This window comes from Streptomyces sp. NPDC046557, assembly GCF_040645975.1.
GTDB lineage: Bacteria > Actinomycetota > Actinomycetes > Streptomycetales > Streptomycetaceae > Streptomyces.
Map to the genome: position 1 here is coordinate 56,843 of NZ_JBEYZH010000025.1, position 20,771 is coordinate 77,613.

The following is a 20,771-nucleotide window of genomic DNA, read 5'->3' on the forward strand; positions in this document are numbered from 1 at the left end:
GCGGGATAGCCTGCACGTGCACACGGACAGGCGATCGAAGAAGGGGGGCGGAGTGCGCGTACTCGGTGTGGACCCGGGCCTGACGCGGTGTGGTGTCGGCGTGGTCGAGGGGGTCGCCGGCCGTCCCCTGACGATGCTCGGGGTGGGGGTCGTACGGACGCCCGTGGACGCCGAGTTGGGGCTGCGGCTCGTCGCCGTCGAGCGCGGCATCGAGGAGTGGCTCGACGAGTACCGGCCCGAAGTCGTCGCCGTCGAGCGGGTCTTCAGCCAGCACAACGTCAGCACGGTGATGGGCACCGCCCAGGCCAGTGCCGTCGCCATGCTGTGCGCGGCCCGGCGCGGCCTGCCGGTCGCCCTGCATACCCCGAGCGAGGTCAAGGCCGCCGTCACCGGCGCCGGCCGGGCCGACAAGGCGCAGGTCGCAGCGATGGTGACCCGGTTGCTGCGACTGTCGTCCCCACCGAAACCCGCCGACGCCGCCGACGCCCTCGCGCTCGCCATCTGCCACATCTGGCGGGCCCCCGCCCAGAACCGCCTCCAGCAGGCGCTCGCCCAGCATGCCTCCGCCGTGAAAGGCCGCCCCTCATGATCGCGTTCGTCAGCGGCCCGGTCGCCGCCCTCGCACCCACCCTGGCCGTGATCGAGGTCGGCGGTGTGGGCATGGCCGTGCAGTGCACCCCGAACACCATCGCCGGACTGCGCCTGGGGGAGACGACCCGGCTGGCCACCTCCCTGGTCGTGCGGGAGGACTCGCTCACCCTGTACGGCTTCGCCGACGACGACGAACGACAGGTCTTCGAGCTGCTCCAGGGCGCCAGCGGGGTCGGCCCGCGACTGGCGCAGGCCATGCTCGGGGTCCACAGCCCCGACGCGCTGCGCCTGGCCGTCTCGACGGGGGACGAGAAGGCCCTGACGGCGGTGCCCGGCATCGGCAAGAAGGGCGCGCAGAAGCTGCTGCTGGAGCTCAAGGACAAGCTGGGCGCGCCGCTCGGCGCCGTCGTGGGGGCCCAGCGGGCCGCCGCGGCCGGTCCCGCGCCGTGGACCGAGCAGCTCGCCGCCGCGCTGATCGGCCTCGGGTACGCCTCCCGCGAGGCGGAGGAAGCCGTCACGGCCGTGACCCCGCAGGCGGAGGCCGCCATCGCCGCCGGTGGCTCGGCCCCCGTCCCGCAGCTGCTGCGTGCCGCCCTCCAGTCGCTGAACCGGGCCCGCTGAACCGGGCCCGCTGAACCGGGCCCGCTGAACCGCGCCCGCTGAACCGACCCCGCCCGCGACCGGCCCCGTAGAACCGGCGCCCTGGAACCGGCGCCGCCCGCGAGGAGCCCGGGGCGCGCCAGGGCCGCCGCGCGGACACCGCCGCGGGCGCCACGATGATCACCGTACGAACCGAGAAGGCAGACTGAGACCGTGAACTGGGACGACGAGAGCGACCGCATTGTCGCGGCGGCGGCGGACGGCGAGGACACCGCCGTCGAGGCCGCCCTGCGCCCCAAGGACCTCGGGGAGTTCGTCGGCCAGGAGAAGGTCCGCCAACAGCTGGACCTCGTCCTCAAGGCGGCCCGCCAGCGCGGCGCCACCGCCGACCACGTCCTGCTCTCCGGCGCGCCAGGCCTCGGCAAGACCACCCTCTCCATGATCATCGCGGCGGAGATGGGCGCGCCCATCCGGATCACCTCCGGCCCCGCCATCCAGCACGCCGGAGACCTCGCCGCGATCCTCTCCTCGCTCCAGGAGGGTGAGGTGCTCTTCCTGGACGAAATCCACCGCATGTCCCGGCCCGCCGAGGAGATGCTGTACATGGCCATGGAGGACTTCCGCGTCGACGTGATCGTCGGCAAGGGGCCCGGCGCCACCGCGATCCCGCTGGAGCTTCCGCCCTTCACCCTCGTCGGCGCGACCACCCGCGCCGGTCTGCTGCCGCCGCCGCTGCGCGACCGGTTCGGCTTCACCGGGCACATGGAGTTCTACGCCCCCGAGGAGCTGGAACGCGTCATCCACCGCTCCGCCCGCCTCCTCGACGTGGAGATCGACACCGCCGGCGCCGCCGAGATCGCCGGGCGCTCGCGCGGCACCCCCCGGATCGCCAACCGCCTGCTGCGCCGGGTCCGGGACTACGCCCAGGTGCGGGCCGACGGAGTGATCACGCGGGAGATCGCCGGTTCCGCCCTCCAGGTCTACGAGGTGGACGCGCGCGGCCTCGACCGGCTGGACCGGGCCGTGCTGGAGGCGCTGCTGAAGCTGTTCGGCGGCGGCCCCGTCGGCCTGTCCACCCTCGCGGTCGCCGTCGGCGAGGAACGCGAGACCGTCGAGGAGGTCGCCGAGCCCTTCCTGGTCCGGGAGGGGCTGCTGGCCCGTACCCCGCGCGGGCGGGTCGCGACCCCCGCCGCATGGGTTCACCTGGGCCTTGTCCCGCCTGGGCACGGGGCGAGTGGATCAAGCGGACAACAGGGCTTGTTCGGGGCGTGACGGCGCGGAGGTTCGACCGTCCAGGAACCGCGGTGCCATGCTGGGCGTTGTTCCATCGGTGCGGACTCGCCTAGACTCCGCCGATGCCGACCCTTCGGGTCGGTATGCCCACCCCCGTAGAAAAGGCCGCCTCCCGAGCGGTCGTGCGAAGGATCTTCGTCCCGTGAATATCGGCATGCTCCTCCCATTCATCGTGCTCATCGGGGCGATGTTCCTGATGACCCGCTCCGCCAAGAAGAAGCAGCAGGCCGCCGCGCAGATGCGCGAGCACCTGACGCCCGGCACCGGCGTCCGCACCATCGGCGGCATGTACGCCACGGTCAAGGAGATCGGCGACGACACCCTCACCCTTGAGGTGGCCCCCGGTGTCCACGCGATCTACGCCAAGAACTCCATCGGCGCGGTCCTGGAGGACTCGGAGTACAACCGCATCGTCCACGGCATCACCGACGAGCCCGTCGGCGACGCCCCGGTCGTTCCGGACGACGCCTCCTCGCTCACCGCGGGCGAGACGGACGAGCCGGCCAAGACCGACCTCTCCAAGGACCGGGACGAGGCTCCCAAGCTCGACCTGGGCAAGAAGGACGAGCCCAAGGGCGACGAGCCGCAGGACGGCAAGACCGACGGCGAGGCCGGCGCCAAGTAGCGACCGGCCGGGGACCGCGACGGCGCCTGACCGGCGGCCGCCGCGGCCCCCGTCACCGACACTTCTGCGGGGGGCAGGGGTCCCCACCACACATTTCGTGGCCGTCCGCGCGCTGACCCGGCGCGGGGCGGTTGGACAGGGAGATACGACAAGGTGGCAGCACCGAAGAAGGGCCGGCGGCCCACGGGGGCTCAGGGGAGGCCGGGGCGCGCCCTGGCCATCATCCTGATCGCGATGGTGGCGCTCACCGCGGGGATGTTCCTCACGAAGCAGACGACGCCCCGGCTGGGCATCGACCTCGCGGGCGGCACGAGCATCACGCTCAAGGCCAAGAGCGAGCCCGGCAAGCCGGACGCGGTCAACGAGACCAACATGAACACGGCGGTCGGCATCATCGAGCGCCGAGTCAACGGTCTCGGCGTCTCGGAGGCCGAGGTCCAGACGCAGGGCCGCGACCACATCATCGTGAACATCCCCCGCGGGATGAACGAGCAGCAGGCGCGCCAGCAGGTCGGTACCACCGCCCAGCTGTACTTCCGCCCCGTCCTGGCCTTCGCCGACGGCGCCCCGGTCACCCCGCAGGCGACGCCGAGCCCCTCCACGAGCGGTGCCCCGAGCCCCTCCGCGAGCGGCTCCGGCGCCCCCAAGGCGGAGAACGGCAAGCCCGGCTCCTCGGCCACCCCGTCGTCCAGCGCCACTTCCCAGGGACGTGTGCTCAGCGAGGCCCTCAAGGCCCCGGGCGCCCCCAGTCCCTCTCCCTCGCCCTCGGCGAGCGAGTCGAAGAAGGCAGACGACAAGGCGCCGACCCCGGTCCCGACGCCGTCGGGCGCCGACGCCGCCGTCGCGGACCTCCAGGCGAAGTTCGCCGCGCTGGACTGCAACGACGAGAAGCAGCGCGCCACGGTGGGCAAGGACGTCAAGCCCGAGGACCCGACGCTCGCCTGTGGCAAGCGCGGCAACACCTGGGGCAAGTGGGTGCTCGGTCCGGCCGCCGTCAACGGCCAGGACGTGGACAACGCCAAGGGCGCGATCAACCCGCAGACCGCCCAGTGGATCGTCACGATGCAGTTCACCGACAAGGGCGCCGACAAGTTCGCCAAGGTCACCGGTGAGCTCGCCACCAAGCAGCCCCCGCAGAACCAGTTCGCCATCGTGCTCGACGGCCAGGTCATCTCCGACCCGTCCGTGAGCCAGGCGCTGACCGGCGGCAACGCCGAGATCTCGGGCGGTTTCACCCAGCAGTCCGCGCAGGACCTGGGCAACATGCTGTCGTACGGTGCGCTGCCGCTCTCCTTCCAGGAGGACAGCGTCACCACAGTCACCCCCGCGCTCGGCAGCGAGCAGCTCAAGGCCGGCCTCATCGCGGGCGCCATCGGCCTCGCGCTCGTCGTGATCTACCTGCTCGTGTACTACCGGGGCCTGGCGTTCATCGCCATCGTCAGCCTCCTGGTGTCCGCGGTCCTCACCTACACGATCATGGCGCTGCTCGGGAAGGGCATCGGGTTCGCGCTGAACCTGCCCGCCGTCTGCGGTGCCATCGTCGCGATCGGCATCACCGCGGACTCGTTCATCGTGTACTTCGAACGCATCCGTGACGAGATCCGCGACGGCCGCACCCTGCGTCCGGCGGTGGAGCGCGCGTGGCCGAGGGCCCGGCGGACCATCCTGGTCTCCGACTTCGTGTCCTTCCTCGCCGCCGCGGTGCTGTTCATCGTCACCGTCGGCAAGGTGCAGGGCTTCGCCTTCACGCTGGGTCTGACCACCCTGCTCGACGTGGTCGTGGTGTTCCTCTTCACCAAGCCGGTCATGACCCTGCTGGCGCGCACGAAGTTCTTCTCCAGCGGCCACCCGTGGTCCGGGCTGGACCCCAAGCGCCTGGGCGCCAAGCCGCCGCTGCGCCGGTCCCGTCGTACCGGCGGCGGAGCGACCGCCGCCGCCGTGCCCGCCCCCGTCGACGCAAAGGAGGCGTGAGATGTCGAAGCTGGGAGATCTCGGCGCCAGGCTGTACCGCGGTGATGTCGGCTACGACTTCGTCGGCAAGCGTTTCCTCTGGTACGGCGTTTCCATCCTGATCACCATCACGGCGGTCGTGGCCCTGGCCGTACAGGGCCTCAACATGGGCATCGAGTTCAAGGGCGGTGCCGTCTTCACCACCCCGAAGACGGCCGTCTCGGTGGCGAAGGTGACGGAGGACGCCAAGAAGGCGTCCGGTCACGAGGCGATCGTCCAGGCGCTCGGCACCGGCGGCATGCGGATCCAGATCTCAGGTCTGGGCACCGACGACGCGGCCGGCGTGAAGAAGCAGCTCGCCACCGACCTCAAGGTCGACGCGAACCAGATCAACGCCGACCTGGTCGGCCCCAGCTGGGGCGAGCAGATCGCGAACAAGGCGTGGACCGGCCTCGGCATCTTCATGGTCCTCGTCGTGCTCTACCTCGCGATCGCCTTCGAATGGCGGATGGCGGTGGCGGCGCTCGTCGCGCTGATCCACGACCTCACCATCACCGTCGGCGTGTACGCGCTCGTCGGCTTCGAGGTCACCCCGGGCACCGTGATCGGTCTGCTGACGATCCTCGGTTACTCCCTCTACGACACCGTCGTCGTCTTCGACGGTCTCAAGGAGGGCTCGAAGGACATCACGAAGCAGACCCGCTACACCTTCGGCGAGATCGCCAACCGCAGCATCAACGGCACCCTGGTCCGCTCGATCAACACCACGGTCGTGGCGCTGCTCCCGGTCGGCGCGCTGCTGTTCATCGGCGGCGGCTTCCTGGGCGCGGGCATGCTCAACGACATCTCGCTGTCGCTGTTCGTGGGTCTCGCGGCCGGTGCGTACTCCTCGATCTTCATCGCGACCCCGCTGGTCGTCGACCTGAAGGAGCGCGAGCCGGCGATGAAGGCGCTGCGCAAGCGGGTCCTCGCGAAGCGGGCGGCCGCCGCGGCCAAGGGCGAGTCCCCGGACGACGGGTACGACGCCGAGGACGGCCCGCAGGTCGTCGCGCAGGGCCAGGGCCCGGGACGGCGGCGCCGGTGACCGCCTGCACGCCCGAGGTGCGCGAGCTGCTCCTCTCCCGGATCAAGGACGTACCGGACTACCCCAAGCCGGGCGTGACGTTCAAGGACATCACCCCGCTGCTGGCCGACCCGAAGGCGTTCGCGGCGCTGACGGACGCGCTGGCGGCCCTGGCGGTGCGGTACGGCGCGACGAAGATCGTCGGGCTGGAGGCGCGCGGGTTCATCCTGGCGGCGCCGGTGGCCGTGCAGTCCGGGATCGGCTTCGTGCCGGTGCGCAAGGCCGGCAAGCTGCCGGGCGCGACACTCGGACAGGCGTACGACCTGGAGTACGGGACCGCGGAGATCGAGGTCCACGCGGAGGACCTGGCCATCGGTGACCGGGTCATGGTCATCGACGACGTCCTGGCCACCGGTGGCACCGCGGAGGCCTCGCTCTCGCTGATCCGGCGGGCGGGGGCCGAGGTCGCCGGAGTGGCTGTCCTGATGGAGCTGTCCTTCCTGCCCGGCCGCGCCAAGCTGGAACCCGCCCTGGGCGGCGCCCCGCTGGACGCGCTGATCGTGGTCTGACGGCCCTGCCAACGGCCGCCTCGACGGCCTCACCCGCCGTGGCGGCGGGCACCCGGGATGCCCCGGGTGCCCGCCGCTTTCGCGTACGGCACCGATCCCCGAGCCGGGACGAGGCTCGGAGAACGAGCGGACGCAACCCTCGCTACCATGGGTTATCCGGACCTGACCGGGGCCCCGGATCCTCCCCCGGACGGAATCCGGGGGGACCCCAGAGGAGCGCTCTTGCCAGACGAGGCCCAGCCACTCTCCGCCGCGCAACCCGACCCGCAGGCCGAGCAGGCCGAGCAGGACCAGCAGGCCGCGGCGCCCGCCGCCACGCCCCCGGCCGCCCCGTCGGTCAAGCCCGTCCCGCCGGTGCCGGTCAAGCCCGCCCCGGCGGTCAAGCCCGCGCCCGCGAAGCAGGCCGGGTCCTCCAACCGGGTGCGCGCCCGCCTCGCCCGCCTCGGGGTCCAGCGCTCCAGCCCGTACAACCCGGTACTGGAGCCGTTGCTGCGCATAGTCCGCAGCAACGACCCGAAGATCGAGACGGCCACCCTGCGCCAGATCGAACAGGCGTACCAGGTCGCCGAGCGGTGGCACCGCGGCCAGAAGCGCAAGAGCGGCGACCCGTACATCACCCACCCGCTCGCGGTGACGACCATCCTCGCCGAGCTCGGCATGGACCCGGCCACCCTCATGGCGGGTCTGCTGCACGACACCGTCGAGGACACCGAGTACGGCCTCGAACAGCTCAGGCGCGACTTCGGCGACGCCGTCGCCCTGCTCGTCGACGGCGTCACCAAGCTGGACCGGGTCAAGTTCGGCGAGGCCGCGCAGGCCGAGACCGTCCGCAAGATGGTCGTGGCCATGGCCAAGGACCCCAGGGTCCTGGTCATCAAGCTCGCCGACCGCCTGCACAACATGCGCACCATGCGCTACCTCAAGCGGGAGAAGCAGGAGAAGAAGGCCCGCGAGACCCTGGAGATCTACGCCCCGCTGGCCCACCGGCTGGGCATGAACACGATCAAATGGGAACTCGAAGACCTGTCCTTCGCGATCCTGTACCCGAAGATGTACGACGAGATCGTGCGCCTGGTCGCCGAGCGCGCCCCCAAGCGCGACGAGTACCTCGCGATCGTCACCGACGAGGTCCAGGCCGACCTCCGGGCGGCCCGGATCAAGGCGACCGTCACCGGCCGCCCCAAGCACTACTACAGCGTCTACCAGAAGATGATCGTGCGGGGCCGCGACTTCGCCGAGATCTACGACCTGGTCGGCATCCGCGTCCTGGTCGACACCGTCCGGGACTGCTACGCGGCCCTCGGCACCGTGCACGCGCGCTGGAACCCGGTCCCCGGCCGGTTCAAGGACTACATCGCGATGCCGAAGTTCAACATGTACCAGTCGCTGCACACGACGGTCATCGGCCCCAGCGGCAAGCCGGTGGAACTCCAGATCCGCACCTTCGACATGCACCGCCGCGCCGAGTACGGCATCGCCGCGCACTGGAAGTACAAGCAGCAGACCGTCGCGGGCACCTCCAAGGTCCGCACCGACGTCCCGCAGGCCGCCAAGGGCAGCGCCGGCCAGGACACCGTCAACGACATGGCGTGGCTGCGCCAGTTGCTGGACTGGCAGAAGGAGACCGAGGACCCGGGCGAGTTCCTCGACTCGCTGCGGTTCGACCTCTCCCGCAACGAGGTCTTCGTCTTCACGCCCAAGGGCGACGTCATCGCCCTGCCCGCCGGAGCCACCTCCGTGGACTTCGCGTACGCCGTCCACACCGAGGTCGGCCACCGCACCATAGGGGCGCGGGTCAACGGGCGGCTGGTGCCGCTCGAATCGACCCTGGACAACGGCGACCTGGTCGAGGTGTTCACCTCCAAGGCCGAAGGCGCCGGGCCGTCCCGCGACTGGCTGGGCTTCGTCAAGTCCCCGCGCGCCCGCAACAAGATCCGCGGCTGGTTCTCCAAGGAGCGCCGCGACGAGGCCATCGAGCACGGCAAGGACGCCATCGCGCGGGCCATGCGCAAGCAGAACCTGCCGATCCAGCGCATCCTGACGGGCGACTCCCTCGTCACCCTCGCGCACGAGATGCGCTACCCCGACATCTCCTCCCTGTACGCGGCCATCGGCGAGGGCCACGTGGCCGCACAGGGCGTCGTACAGAAGCTGGTGCAGGCCCTCGGCGGCGAGGACGCGGCCAACGAGGACATCGAGGAGAGCGTCCCGCCGTCGCGCGGACGCAAGCGCCGCGGCAGCGCCGACCCGGGCGTCGTCGTCAAGGGCGTCGACGACGTCTGGGTCAAGCTGGCCCGCTGCTGCACCCCGGTCCCGGGCGACCCGATCATCGGATTCGTCACGCGGGGCAGCGGCGTATCGGTTCACCGCGCCGACTGCGTCAACGTGGACTCGCTGTCCCAGCAGCCGGAGCGGATGCTGGAGGTCGAGTGGGCGCCCACCCAGTCCTCCGTGTTCCTCGTCGCCATCCAGGTCGAGGCGCTGGACCGGTCCCGGCTGCTGTCCGACGTCACCCGCGTCCTGTCGGACCAGCACGTCAACATCCTCTCGGCGGCCGTGCAGACCTCCCGCGACCGGGTGGCCACCTCCCGGTTCACCTTCGAGATGGGCGACCCGAAGCACCTGGGACACGTCCTCAAGGCCGTCCGGGGCGTCGAGGGTGTCTACGACGTCTACCGCGTCACCTCGGCCCGCAGGCCGTAGGGTCTGTCCGGCGGCCCACCGGCCCCCGGCACGACGACGGGCGCCACCCCCAGGGGGTGGCGCCCGTCGTCGTGACCACCGAGCGTCAGCCGCCGAACTCCTCAAGGCCCTTGAGCGCCTGGTCCAGCAGGGCCTGGCGGCCCTCCAGCTCACGGGACAGCTTGTCGGCCTTCGCGTTGTTGCCCGCGGCGCGGGCCGCGTCGATCTGCTGACGCAGCTTGTCGACCGCCGCCTGCAGCTGACCCGTCAGACCGGCCGCACGCGCCCGCGCCTCCGGGTTCGTACGACGCCACTCGCCTTCCTCGGCCTCCTGGATGGCCCGCTCCACGGCGTGCATCCGGCCCTCGACCTTGGGACGCGCGTCACGCGGCACGTGCCCGATGGCCTCCCAGCGCTCGTTGAGGGAGCGGAACGCGGCCCGGGCCGCCTTCAGGTCCGTCACCGGGACGAGCTTCTCGGCCTCCTCGGCCAGCTCCTCCTTCAGCTTCAGGTTCTCCACCTGCTCGGCGTCGCGCTCCGCGAAGACCTCGCCGCGGGCCGCGAAGAACACGTCCTGCGCACCGCGGAAACGGTTCCACAGGTCGTCCTCCGCCTCCCGTTGCGCCCGGCCTGCGGCCTTCCAGCTCTCCATCAGCTCGCGGTAGCGGGCGGCCGTCGGGCCCCAGTCCGTCGACTTCGACAGCGACTCGGCCTCCGCGACCAGCTTCTCCTTGGCCTTGCGGGCCTCCTCGCGCTGCGCGTCGAGCGAGGCGAAGTGCGCCTTGCGGCGCTTGGAGAACGCCGAGCGGGCGTGCGAGAAGCGGTGCCACAGCTCGTCGTCCGACTTGCGGTCGAGCCGGGGCAGCCCCTTCCAGATGTCCACCAGGGCGCGCAGCCGCTCGCCCGCGCTGCGCCACTGGTCGCTCTGCGCCAGCTGCTCGGCCTCGGTGACCAGCGCGTCCTTGGCCGATCGGGCCTCGTCCGCCTGCTTGGCCTTCTGGACCTTGCGCTCCTCGCGCCGCGACTCCACCGTCGCGACCAGCTTGTCCAGCCGCACGCGCAGCGCCTCGAGGTCGCCCACGGCGTGGTGCTCGTCCACCTGCGTGCGCAGGTGGTCGATCGCCGTCTGCGCGTCCTTGGCGGACAGATCGGTGGTCCGCACCCGCCGTTCGAGGAGGCCGATCTCGACCACCAGGCCCTCGTACTTGCGCTCGAAGTAGGCCAGGGCCTCCTCAGGGGTGCCCGCCTGCCAAGAGCCGACGACCTGCTCGCCCTCGGCAGTACGCACGTACACGGTGCCGGTCTCGTCGACTCGGCCCCACGGGTCGCTGCTCACAGCGCCTCCTCCACCTGATGCCTCGCGAGGGGTTCACCCCCGGGCATCGTCCACAGTTTCCTGGGGCGGGCCGCGCCCGCCCTGCACAACGCCAACATAGGCGACCGTCGGGCCGGCTGTCCGCATCCCGCACGACGCAATATCGACGCACGGGCGGAGGCCGGCCGTGACCGGCCTCCGCTTCCCGATCCGGGTCAGTTCTTGGTGACGGTGCCCTTCTCGATGGTCACCGGGTTCTTGGGGGCGCCGTCCTGCGCCCCGTCGGCCGTCCCGGCCTTCGCGATGCCCTCCACGACCTTGAGACCGGCCGCGTCGATCTTGCCGAAGGGCGTGTACGAGGGAGCCAGCGGGCTGTCCTTGTAGACGAGGAAGAACTGGCTGCCGCCGGTCCCGGGCTGCCCCGTGTTCGCCATCGCCACCGTGCCCGCCGGGTAGATCACCTGACCCTGGTCGTTCGGCTTGCCCAAGGCGTCCAGGTTCTCGTCCGGGATGGTGTAGCCGGGGCCGCCCCTGCCGGTGCCCTGCGGGTCACCGCACTGGAGCACGAAGATGCCGCTGGTCACCAGACGGTGACACTTGGTGTTGTCGAAGAAGCCCTTGTCGGCGAGCGACTTGAACGAGTTGACCGTCTGCGGGGTCTTCGCCGCGTCCATCTCGAACGTCACGTCGCCCGCGCTCGTCTTGAGCGCGAAGGTGTACTTCGCCTTGTCGTCGATCGTCATCGCCGGGGGCGACTGCTTGGGGGTCGGGGAGGCGGACGGCGAGGGGGTGTCCGACGCCTCGGTCTTCTTGTCCTTCGCGTCGAAGACACCGCCCGCCACGAGGCCGACCAGCGTCGCGACCACGACGGCCACGGCCGCGCCCACCACCGCCGCGCGGCGGCGCGCCTTCTGCCGGGCCTCCGCCCGCCGCTTCTGCTGGCGTTCGTACTTGTCCCTGGCGAGCTGTCGCCGACGCTGATCGCTGCTGACCACCGGTCGTCTCCTTGTACGTCTCTGGTACCGCTGTCCGGGCTGGGTTAGGCCGTACCGTATATGGGTTCGCTGTGTCACGAGCCGCGCCGGTAGGCTCTGAGCAGCGGCATCGCGCTCCGTGCGCGCCGCCCGAGCTCCCGCCGGACGACGATTGAGGACGAACGTGCTGATTGCCGGGTTCCCCGCAGGTGCCTGGGGGACCAACTGCTATGTGGTCGCCCCCGCCGCCGGTGAGGAGTGCGTCGTCATCGACCCGGGCCACCAGGCCACCCAGGGCGTCGAGGAGACGTTGCGCAAGCACCGGCTCAAGCCCGTCGCGGTCGTCCTCACCCACGGCCACATCGATCATGTGGCCTCGGTGGTCCCGGTGTGCGGAGCACACGACGTTCCGGCCTGGATCCACCCCCAGGACCGCTACATGATGAGCGACCCGGAGAAGGCGCTCGGCCGCTCCATCGGGATGCCGCTCATGGGCGAGCTGACGATCGGCGAACCGGATGACGTCCGCGAGCTGACCGACGGGGCGGACCTGAAGCTGGCCGGGATGGACTTCTCCGTGGCCCACGCGCCCGGGCATACCAAGGGGTCGGTGACCTTCCGGATGCCCGAGGCGGCCGACATCCCGTCGGTGTTCTTCTCGGGCGACCTGCTTTTCGCCGGCTCCATCGGACGCACCGACCTGCCCGGCGGCTCCCACGCCGAGATGCTCCGCTCGCTGGCCCGCGTGTGCCTGCCGCTGGACGACTCGACGGTGGTGCTGTCCGGCCACGGTCCCCAGACCACCATCGGCCGTGAGCGCGCGACCAACCCGTACCTGCGGGACGTCGCCGCCGGGCTGGGGGACGGCGCAGCCGCCCCACGACGAGGAATGTGACGAGACTTCCGTGAGCACCTTCAAGGCCCCCAAGGGCACCTACGACCTGATCCCGCCGTACTCGGCGAAGTACCTGGCCGTCCGGGACGCCATCTCCGGCCCCCTGCGCACCTCCGGCTACGGGTACGTCGAGACGCCGGGCTTCGAGGACGTCGACCTGTTCGCCCGCGGTGTCGGTGAGTCCACCGACATCGTCACCAAGGAGATGTACACCCTCACCACGAAGGGCGGCGCGAACCTCGCGCTGCGCCCGGAGGGAACGGCGTCCGTGCTGCGCGCGGCCCTGGAGGCCAACCTGCACAAGGCCGGCGGCCTCCCGGTCAAGCTCTGGTACTCGGGCTCGTACTACCGCTACGAGCGTCCGCAGAAGGGCCGCTACCGCCACTTCTCGCAGGTCGGCGCCGAGGCCATCGGTGCCGAGGACCCGGCGCTGGACGCCGAGCTGATCATCCTGGCCGACCAGGCGTACCGCACCCTGGGCCTGCGTGACTTCCGCATCCTGCTGAACTCGCTGGGCGACAAGGAGTGCCGCCCGGTGTACCGGGAGGCGCTCCAGTCCTTCCTGCGCGGGCTGGACCTGGACGAGGAGACCGTGCGCCGGGCCGAGATCAACCCGCTGCGCGTCCTGGACGACAAGCGGCCCGAGGTGCAGAAGCAGCTCACCGGGGCGCCGATGCTCCGCGACTACCTGTGCGACGCCTGCAAGGCGTACCACGAGGAGGTGCGGACGCTGGTCACGGCGGCCGGTGTCGCCTTCGAGGACGACGAGAAGCTCGTGCGCGGGCTGGACTACTACACGCGCACCACCTTCGAGTTCGTGCACGACGGTCTCGGCTCGCAGTCCGCGGTCGGCGGCGGCGGCCGCTACGACGGACTGTCCGAGATGATCGGCGGACCGGCGCTGCCGTCGGTGGGCTGGGCGCTCGGTGTGGACCGCACGGTGCTGGCGCTGGAGGCCGAGGGCATCGAGCTGGACATCCCGCCCGCCACGTCGGTGTTCGCGGTGGCGCTCGGCGAGGCGAAGCCGGTGCTCTTCGGGCTGGTCACCGAGTTGCGCCGGGCGGGAGTCGCGGCCGACATCTCGTACGGGGGCAAGGGCCTCAAGGGCGCCATGAAGGACGCCAACCGCTCGGGCGCACGCTTCGCGATCGTCGCGGGCGACCGGGACCTGGCCGAGGGCGTGGTGCAGCTCAAGGACATGGAGTCCGGGGAGCAGAACCCGGTGGCCGTGGCCGAGGTGGTCGAGGTGCTGCGGGCCAAGCTGGCCTGACCGCTGCCGTCCCGAGGGGGGCGGGCCGGGGGAGCGTCCCCGGCTCGCCCCCCTCGTCGTCGGCGGCCCGTGGATTCGTCCTTATCCGCAACGAACGGCCCGGGAGCGGCCCCGTACGGCACAATGGCCGGTGCTTGATGACCTTGCAGATGTGGAGCGGGCGGGATGACGACAACAGGCGCTGAAGCGGACACCGCCCGGACCTTCGGCGGCAGCCGGGCCCTGGCGCTGCTCTTGGTGATCACCGGCGCGGCGGGGCTGCTGGCCGCCTGGGTGATCACCATCGACAAGTTCAAGCTGCTGGAGGACCCGAACTTCACGCCGGGCTGCAGCCTGAACCCGATCGTCTCCTGCGGCAACATCATGAAGAGCGAGCAGGCGGCCGTCTTCGGGTTCCCGAACCCGATGCTCGGCCTGGTCGCCTACGGGATCGTGATCTGCGTCGGCATGAGCATGCTGGCCGGGGCGCGCTTTCGCCGCTGGTACTGGCTCACCTTCAACGCGGGCATGCTGTTCGGCGTCGGCTTCTGCACCTGGCTGATGTACCAGTCGCTCTACCACATCAACTCGCTGTGCCTGTGGTGCTGCCTCGCCTGGGTCGCCACGATCTTCATGTTCTGGTACGTCACCGCCCACAACGTGCGCACCCGGATGCTGCCGGCCCCGGGATGGCTGCGCGGCTTCCTCGACGAGTTCCCGTGGGTGCTGCCCGTCCTGCACGTCGGGATCATCGGGATGCTGATCCTGACCCGCTGGTGGGACTTCTGGACCTCCTGACGGGCCCCTCGGCTGTCGGTGGCCTCGCATAGGCTTCCCGTGTGGAACCAGATCTCTTCACCGCCGCCGCCGAGGACCGCCAGGAGAAGGACCCGTCCGCCTCGCCCCTCGCCGTCCGGATGCGCCCGCGCACCCTGGACGAAGTCGTGGGCCAGCAGCACCTGCTCAAACCCGGAGCCCCGCTGCGGCGGCTGGTCGGGGAAGGCGCCGGCGGACCGGCGGGCGCCTCCTCGGTGATCCTGTGGGGTCCGCCCGGCACCGGGAAGACCACCCTCGCCTACGTGGTCAGCCAGGCGACGCAGAAGCGGTTCGTGGAACTGTCGGCGATCACCGCGGGCGTCAAAGAGGTACGCGCCGTCATCGAGGGCGCCCGGCGGGCGGCCGGCGGGTACGGGAAGGAGACCGTCCTCTTCCTGGACGAGATCCACCGGTTCAGCAAGGCGCAGCAGGACTCGCTGCTCCCGGCCGTCGAGAACCGTTGGGTGACCCTCATCGCGGCGACCACCGAGAACCCGTACTTCTCGATCATCTCGCCGCTGCTCTCGCGCTCCCTGCTGCTGACGCTGGAGCCGCTGACGGACGAGGACCTGAGGGCGCTGCTGCGGCGGGCGCTCACGGAGGAGCGGGGACTGGGCGGGGCGGTGACCCTGCCGGCCGACGCCGAGGCGCACCTGCTGCGCATCGCCGGCGGTGACGCCCGCCGGGCGCTGACAGCCCTGGAGGCGGGGGCCGGTTCGGCGATCGCCAAGGGCGAGCCGGAGATCACCCTGCGGACGGTGGAGGAGGCGGTCGACCGCGCGGCCGTCACGTACGACCGGGACGGCGACCAGCACTACGACGTGGCGAGCGCCCTGATCAAGTCGATCCGGGGCTCCGACGTCGACGCGGCGCTGCACTACCTGGCCCGGATGATCGAGGCGGGGGAGGACCCCCGGTTCATCGCGCGCCGCCTGATGATCTCCGCGAGCGAGGACATCGGACTGGCGGACCCCACCGCCCTGCCGCTCGCGGTCGCGGCGGCGCAGGCGGTCGCCATGATCGGCTTCCCGGAGGCGGCCCTGACCCTGTCCCACGTCACCATCGCCCTGGCGCTGGCCCCCAAGTCGAACACCGCGACGACGGCCATCGGCGCGGCCCTGGCGGACGTACGGGCCGGACTGGCCGGCGCGGTCCCGGCGCACCTGCGGGACGGCCACTACAAGGGCGCGGCCAAGCTGGGCCACGCGGTGGGGTACGTCTACCCGCACGACGTGCCGGGCGCGATCGCCGCCCAGCAGTACGCGCCGGACGCGGTCAAGGACAAGCGGTACTACGAGCCGACGCGCTACGGCGCGGAGGCGCGGTACGCGGACGTGGTGGAGAAGGTCCGCGAACGCCTGCGCGGCGAGCGCGGCTGACCTCTCCGGCCGGCGGCCGGGGCGGCTCTCGCCCGCCGCGCTCTCGGATACGATGGTCCACGGACACCGGTGCCCCGTCCGTGATCCCGATCACGGCCGAGGGGTCGTGGTCCTGGATGTGAGCGGCGGCCCCCGCGGCCGCGGATTCCTTGGGAACAAGGAGGATCACGTCCCCGTCCGGGGTGACGGCCGCAACGGCCGGTTCCCCTGTCCCGCGCCGAGTCGGTCCCTGCCTGTCAGGAGCACCCGGCGACGTGGGGGATACTGAGGCGTTGGACTCTACGAGGGTTCGTACGCGTTCGGCTCCGGTGAGCTGCCGAACGCCTTCCCTGGGACGCGGCTGACCTTGTCTACCGTCGTCGAAAGCGGATTCCGTTTCGTTGGAACCCGAACTTCGATGCGCACTGGGCAGGGGGATCCCATGTGGTCGAGACATTACGTCCCCCTCGTTACGGTAAGCCTCACCTGAACTACATGGAGGTAGGTTCCACGTGAACCAGAAGCGACCCAAGGTCAAGAAGTCGCGTGCCCTCGGCATTGCGCTGACCCCGAAGGCCGTCAAGTACTTCGAGGCCCGCCCCTACCCGCCGGGCGAGCACGGCCGTGGCCGCAAGCAGAACTCGGACTACAAGGTTCGTCTGCTCGAGAAGCAGCGTCTGCGCGCCCAGTACGACATCTCTGAGCGCCAGATGGCTCGCGCCTACGACCGCGCCAAGAAGGCCGAAGGCAAGACGGGCGAGGCGCTGGTCGTCGAGCTCGAGCGTCGCCTCGACGCCCTGGTCCTGCGTTCGGGCATCGCCCGCACCATCTACCAGGCCCGCCAGATGGTCGTTCACGGCCACATCGAGGTCAACGGTGCCAAGGTCGACAAGCCGTCGTTCCGCGTCCGCCCGGACGACGTGATCACGGTGCGCGAGCGCAGCCGCGAGAAGGTTCCGTTCCAGGTTGCCCGTGAGGGTGGCTACGCGGGTGAGGGCGAGACCCCTCGTTACCTGCAGGTCAACCTGAAGGCCCTGGCCTTCCGCCTGGACCGCGACCCGAACCGCAAGGAAATCCCGGTCATCTGCGACGAGCAGCTCGTCGTCGAGTACTACGCCCGCTGATCTTCCGGCGGTCGTAGCCTCACAGGCTGGTCAGCCCGCCGGTTCCCCCTCGGGGGAGCCGGCGGGCTTCCTGCTTTCCCGGCCGGGGCCGGTATTCCGGTACGGCCGGGGATCTCCGGCGCGATAGGGTCGGAGAAGACTTTTCATACGCAGTGATCAACGTGCAGAGAGCGGTGCGAACGTGTCCGGTGGAGAGGTGGCCGGGATCCTCGTGGCCGTCTTCTGGGCCATTCTGGTCTCCTTCCTCGCCGTGGCGCTGGCGAGACTGGCCCAGGTGCTCAAGGCGACCACCAAGCTCGTGGCGGACGTGACCGAACAGGCCGTCCCGCTGCTCGCGGACGCCTCGACGACCGTGCGCTCCGCACGCACCCAGCTCGACCGGGTCGACGCGATCGCGAGCGACGTACAGGAGGTCACCTCCAACGCCTCCGCCCTGTCCTCGACCGTGGCCTCCACCTTCGGCGGCCCGCTGGTCAAGGTCGCGGCCTTCGGCTACGGCGTGCGCAAGGCCCTGGGCCGGACCGACGCCGAGCCCACCAAGACCCCCCGACGCACTGTGATCGTCGGCCGTACGGTGCCGGGCGCCCGGCGCCGGAAGCAGAAGGGCTGAGACCTCCGATGTTCCGCCGAGCCTTCTGGTTCACCGCCGGCGCGGCCGCCGGCGTGTGGGCCACCACCAAGGTCAACCGGCAGCTCAAGAAGCTGACCCCGGAGAGCCTCGCCGCGCAGGCCGCCGACAAGGCCGTCGAGGCGGGCCACCGCCTCAAGGACTTCGCCCTGGACGTCAAGGCGGGAATGACGCAGCGCGAGGAAGAGCTGAACGACGCACTGGGACTGCACCAGGACCCCGACCACCCGGCCCTGACCGACAACGTCACCGCCCTGCCCGGGCCCCGGCGGACGCGGGCCCTCGCGCTCGACCCGCACGACCAGAACACCCACCGCCCGAAACTCTCGTACAACCGGAATGAGGACCACTGATGGAGTCGGCTGAAATCCGCCGCCGCTGGCTGAGCTTCTTCGAGGAGCGCGGTCACACCGTTGTCCCTTCGGCGTCGCTCATCGCGGACGACCCGACTCTGCTGCTGGTGCCCGCGGGCATGGTGCCGTTCAAGCCCTACTTCCTGGGCGAGGTCAAGCCGCCGGCCCCCACGCTCACGAGCGTGCAGAAGTGCGTCCGCACCCCGGACATCGAAGAGGTCGGCAAGACCACCCGCCACGGCACGTTCTTCCAGATGTGCGGCAACTTCTCCTTCGGGGACTACTTCAAGGAAGGCGCCATCACGTACGCCTGGGAGCTGCTGACCAGCTCCGTGGCGGACGGCGGCTACGGCCTGGAGCCCGAGAAGCTCTGGATCACCGTCTACCTCGACGACGACGAGGCCGAGGCCATCTGGCGTGACAAGATCGGCGTCCCGCAGGAGCGGATCCAGCGCCTGGGCAAGAAGGACAACTTCTGGTCCATGGGCGTCCCCGGTCCCTGTGGCCCCTGTTCCGAGATCAATTACGACCGCGGCCCCGAGTTCGGTGTCGAGGGCGGCCCGGCCGTGAACGACGAGCGGTACGTGGAGATCTGGAACCTGGTCTTCATGCAGTACGAGCGCGGCGCCGGCGACGGGAAGGAAGACTTCCCGATCCTCGGCGACCTGCCCTCGAAGAACATCGACACCGGCCTCGGCCTCGAACGTCTCGCGATGATCCTCCAGGGCGTGCGGAACATGTACGAGACCGACACCCTGCGCGTGGTCATGGACAAGGCCACCGAACTGACGGGCGTGCGGTACGGCGCCGCCCAGGGCTCCGACGTCTCCCTGCGCGTGGTCGCCGACCACATCCGCACCTCCGCCATGCTCATCGGCGACGGCGTCACCCCCGGCAACGAGGGCCGCGGCTACGTGCTGCGCCGCATCATGCGCCGCGCCATCCGCAACATGCGCCTCATGGGCGCCACCGGCCCGGTCGTCAAGGACCTCATCGACGTCGTGATCGACACCATGGGGCAGCAGTACCCGGAGCTGATCACCGACCGCAAGCGCATCGAGACCGTCGCCCTCGCCGAAGAGGCCGCCTTCCTCAAGGCGATCAAGGGCGGCACCAACATCCTCGACACCGCGGTCAGCGAGACCAAGGCCGCCGGTGGCACCGTCCTCCCCGGTGACAAGGCGTTCCTGCTCCACGACACCTGGGGCTTCCCGATCGACCTCACCCTGGAGATGGCCGCCGAGCAGGGCCTCTCCGTGGACGAGAGCGGCTTCCGCCGGCTGATGCAGGAGCAGCGCGACCGGGCCAAGGCCGACGCCAAGGCCAAGAAGACCGGCCACGCGGACATGTCCGCCTACCGGGAGATCGCCGACGGCTCCGGCGCCACCGAGTTCACCGGTTACGCCACCACCCAGGGCGAGTCCACCATCGTCGGCCTGCTGGTCAACGGCGTCTCCGCGCCCGCCGCCTCCGAGGGCGACGAAGTCGAGGTCGTCCTGGACCGCACCCCCTTCTACGCCGAGGGCGGCGGTCAGCTCGCCGACCAGGGCCGGATCAAGCTCGACTCCGGCGCCGTCATCGAGGTCCGCGACGTCCAGCAGCCCGTCCCCGGTGTCTCCGTGCACAAGGGATCGGTGCAGGTCGGCGAGGTGACCGTGGGCGCCTCCGCCTACGCCGCCATCGACGTCCGACGCCGCCGGGCCATCGCCCGCGCGCACTCCGCCACGCACCTGACCCACCAGGCGCTGCGCGACGCCCTCGGCCCGACGGCCGCCCAGGCCGGCTCGGAGAACTCGCCCGGCCGTTTCCGCTTCGACTTCGGCTCGCCGAACGCCGTCCCCGGCTCGGTCCTCACCGACGTCGAGCAGAAGATCAACGACGTGCTCTCCCGCGAGCTCGACGTCACCGCCGAGATCATGAGCATCGACGAGGCGAAGAAGCAGGGCGCCATCGCCGAGTTCGGCGAGAAGTACGGCGAGCGCGTGCGCGTGGTGACCATCGGCGACTTCTCCAAGGAGCTGTGCGGCGGTACGCACGTCGGCAACACCAGCCAGCTCGGTCTGGTCAAGCTGCTCGGCGAGTCCTCCATCGGCTCCGGCGTGCGCCGCGTCGAGGCCCTCGTGGGCGTGGACGCGTACAACTTCCTCGCCAAGGAGCACACGGTCGTCGCCCAGCTCCAGGAGCTGGTCAAGGGCCGTCCCGAGGAGCTGCCCGAGAAGATCGCCTCCATGCTCGGCAAGCTGAAGGACGCCGAGAAGGAGATCGAGAAGTTCCGTGCGGAGAAGGTCCTCCAGGCCGCCGCGGGTCTCGCCGAGAACGCCCAGGACATCCGCGGCGTGGCGCTCGTCGTCGGTCAGGTGCCCGACGGCACCGGCGCCGATGACCTGCGCAAGCTGGTCCTCGACGTGCGGGGACGGCTCGGTCAGATCTCGGGACAGGGTGGCCGGCCGGCCGTCGTGGCCCTGTTCGCCGTGGCGAACGACCGGCCGCTGACCGTCATCGCCACCAACGAGGCCGCCCGCGAGCGCGGTCTCAAGGCCGGTGACCTGGTCCGCACCGCCGCCAAGACCCTCGGCGGCGGCGGTGGCGGCAAGCCCGACGTGGCCCAGGGCGGCGGCCAGAACCCGGCCGCGGTGCCGGAAGCCATCGCCGCGGTCGAGCGCCTCGTCGCCGAGACGGCCTGACG

General features: G+C 70.8%; 18 protein-coding genes. 16 read left to right on the top strand and 2 right to left on the bottom strand.

The window, feature by feature from the left end; translation table 11 throughout:
- The first annotated feature begins 52 nt into the window (after positions 1–52).
- The 8 genes from ruvC (at position 53) to ABZ934_RS28605 (ending at position 9,394) form a co-directional block, all read left to right on the top strand.
- The gene (ruvC, locus tag ABZ934_RS28570) at positions 53–589 is read left to right on the top strand and encodes a crossover junction endodeoxyribonuclease RuvC (RefSeq protein WP_361318574.1); all 537 of its coding nucleotides are present in this window, start codon (positions 53–55) and stop codon (positions 587–589) included.
- Positions 586–1,212, top strand: coding sequence for a Holliday junction branch migration protein RuvA (gene ruvA / locus ABZ934_RS28575; protein WP_361318576.1), 627 nt, complete (start codon positions 586–588; stop codon positions 1,210–1,212). The genes ruvC and ruvA overlap by 4 nt, the downstream gene beginning before the upstream one ends.
- A 192-nt stretch (positions 1,213–1,404) precedes the next feature.
- A complete protein-coding gene (gene ruvB, locus ABZ934_RS28580; RefSeq protein ID WP_361318578.1) occupies positions 1,405–2,463 on the top strand; it encodes a Holliday junction branch migration DNA helicase RuvB in 1,059 nt (352 codons plus the stop codon).
- 163 nt (positions 2,464–2,626) lie between these two features.
- Positions 2,627–3,109, top strand: coding sequence for a preprotein translocase subunit YajC (gene yajC / locus ABZ934_RS28585; protein WP_361318580.1), 483 nt, complete (start codon positions 2,627–2,629; stop codon positions 3,107–3,109).
- A gap of 153 nt (positions 3,110–3,262) precedes the next feature.
- Positions 3,263–5,080, top strand: a complete 1,818-nt coding sequence (gene secD / locus ABZ934_RS28590) for a protein translocase subunit SecD (protein WP_361318582.1) — start codon at positions 3,263–3,265, stop codon at positions 5,078–5,080.
- Position 5,081: 1 nt separating this feature from the next.
- Positions 5,082–6,143 carry a protein translocase subunit SecF gene (gene secF, locus ABZ934_RS28595; protein WP_361318584.1) on the top strand — a complete coding sequence of 354 codons (1,062 nt, stop codon included), beginning with the start codon at positions 5,082–5,084 and terminating at the stop codon, positions 6,141–6,143.
- Complete coding sequence (locus ABZ934_RS28600) at positions 6,140–6,691, top strand: adenine phosphoribosyltransferase (RefSeq protein ID WP_361318586.1); 552 nt, start codon at positions 6,140–6,142, stop codon at positions 6,689–6,691. The genes secF and ABZ934_RS28600 overlap by 4 nt, the downstream gene beginning before the upstream one ends.
- A 222-nt stretch (positions 6,692–6,913) precedes the next feature.
- The gene (locus ABZ934_RS28605) at positions 6,914–9,394 is read left to right on the top strand and encodes a bifunctional (p)ppGpp synthetase/guanosine-3',5'-bis(diphosphate) 3'-pyrophosphohydrolase (RefSeq protein ID WP_361318588.1); all 2,481 of its coding nucleotides are present in this window, start codon (positions 6,914–6,916) and stop codon (positions 9,392–9,394) included.
- Positions 9,395–9,479: 85 nt separating this feature from the next.
- On the opposite strand, the gene ABZ934_RS28610 is transcribed toward ABZ934_RS28605, so the two are convergent.
- Together ABZ934_RS28610 and ABZ934_RS28615 are read right to left on the bottom strand one after the other, a co-directional pair.
- Entirely contained in the window at positions 9,480–10,709 is a 1,230-nt protein-coding gene (locus ABZ934_RS28610; RefSeq protein WP_361318590.1) for a DUF349 domain-containing protein, read from the bottom strand.
- Between the two features lie 194 nt (positions 10,710–10,903).
- Positions 10,904–11,683 (bottom strand): peptidylprolyl isomerase, encoded by a 780-nt coding sequence (locus ABZ934_RS28615; protein ID WP_361318592.1) that lies wholly within the window; start codon positions 11,681–11,683, stop codon positions 10,904–10,906.
- A 163-nt stretch (positions 11,684–11,846) separates the two neighbouring features.
- Here ABZ934_RS28615 and ABZ934_RS28620 point away from each other — a divergent pair, with 163 nt between their 5' ends.
- The 8 genes from ABZ934_RS28620 (at position 11,847) to alaS (ending at position 20,769) form a co-directional block, all read left to right on the top strand.
- Positions 11,847–12,557, top strand: coding sequence for an MBL fold metallo-hydrolase (locus tag ABZ934_RS28620; protein ID WP_361318594.1), 711 nt, complete (start codon positions 11,847–11,849; stop codon positions 12,555–12,557).
- Positions 12,558–12,567: 10 nt separating this feature from the next.
- A complete protein-coding gene (gene hisS, locus ABZ934_RS28625) occupies positions 12,568–13,827 on the top strand; it encodes a histidine--tRNA ligase (RefSeq protein WP_361318596.1) in 1,260 nt (419 codons plus the stop codon).
- A 165-nt stretch (positions 13,828–13,992) separates the two neighbouring features.
- Positions 13,993–14,604 carry a vitamin K epoxide reductase family protein gene (locus ABZ934_RS28630; RefSeq protein ID WP_361318598.1) on the top strand — a complete coding sequence of 204 codons (612 nt, stop codon included), beginning with the start codon at positions 13,993–13,995 and terminating at the stop codon, positions 14,602–14,604.
- 41 nt (positions 14,605–14,645) lie between these two features.
- Entirely contained in the window at positions 14,646–16,001 is a 1,356-nt protein-coding gene (locus tag ABZ934_RS28635) for a replication-associated recombination protein A (RefSeq protein WP_361318600.1), read from the top strand.
- Positions 16,002–16,492: 491 nt separating this feature from the next.
- A complete protein-coding gene (gene rpsD, locus ABZ934_RS28640) occupies positions 16,493–17,104 on the top strand; it encodes a 30S ribosomal protein S4 (protein ID WP_030026606.1) in 612 nt (203 codons plus the stop codon).
- Positions 17,105–17,285: 181 nt separating this feature from the next.
- Positions 17,286–17,714 carry a DUF948 domain-containing protein gene (locus ABZ934_RS28645; protein ID WP_361318601.1) on the top strand — a complete coding sequence of 143 codons (429 nt, stop codon included), beginning with the start codon at positions 17,286–17,288 and terminating at the stop codon, positions 17,712–17,714.
- A gap of 8 nt (positions 17,715–17,722) precedes the next feature.
- Positions 17,723–18,085 (top strand): DUF6167 family protein, encoded by a 363-nt coding sequence (locus ABZ934_RS28650; protein ID WP_361318602.1) that lies wholly within the window; start codon positions 17,723–17,725, stop codon positions 18,083–18,085.
- On the top strand, positions 18,085–20,769 hold the full coding sequence (gene alaS, locus ABZ934_RS28655) for an alanine--tRNA ligase (protein ID WP_361318603.1): 2,685 nt from the start codon (positions 18,085–18,087) through the stop codon (positions 20,767–20,769). Before ABZ934_RS28650 ends, alaS begins: the two co-directional genes overlap by 1 nt.
- The last annotated feature ends 2 nt before the right edge of the window (positions 20,770–20,771 follow it).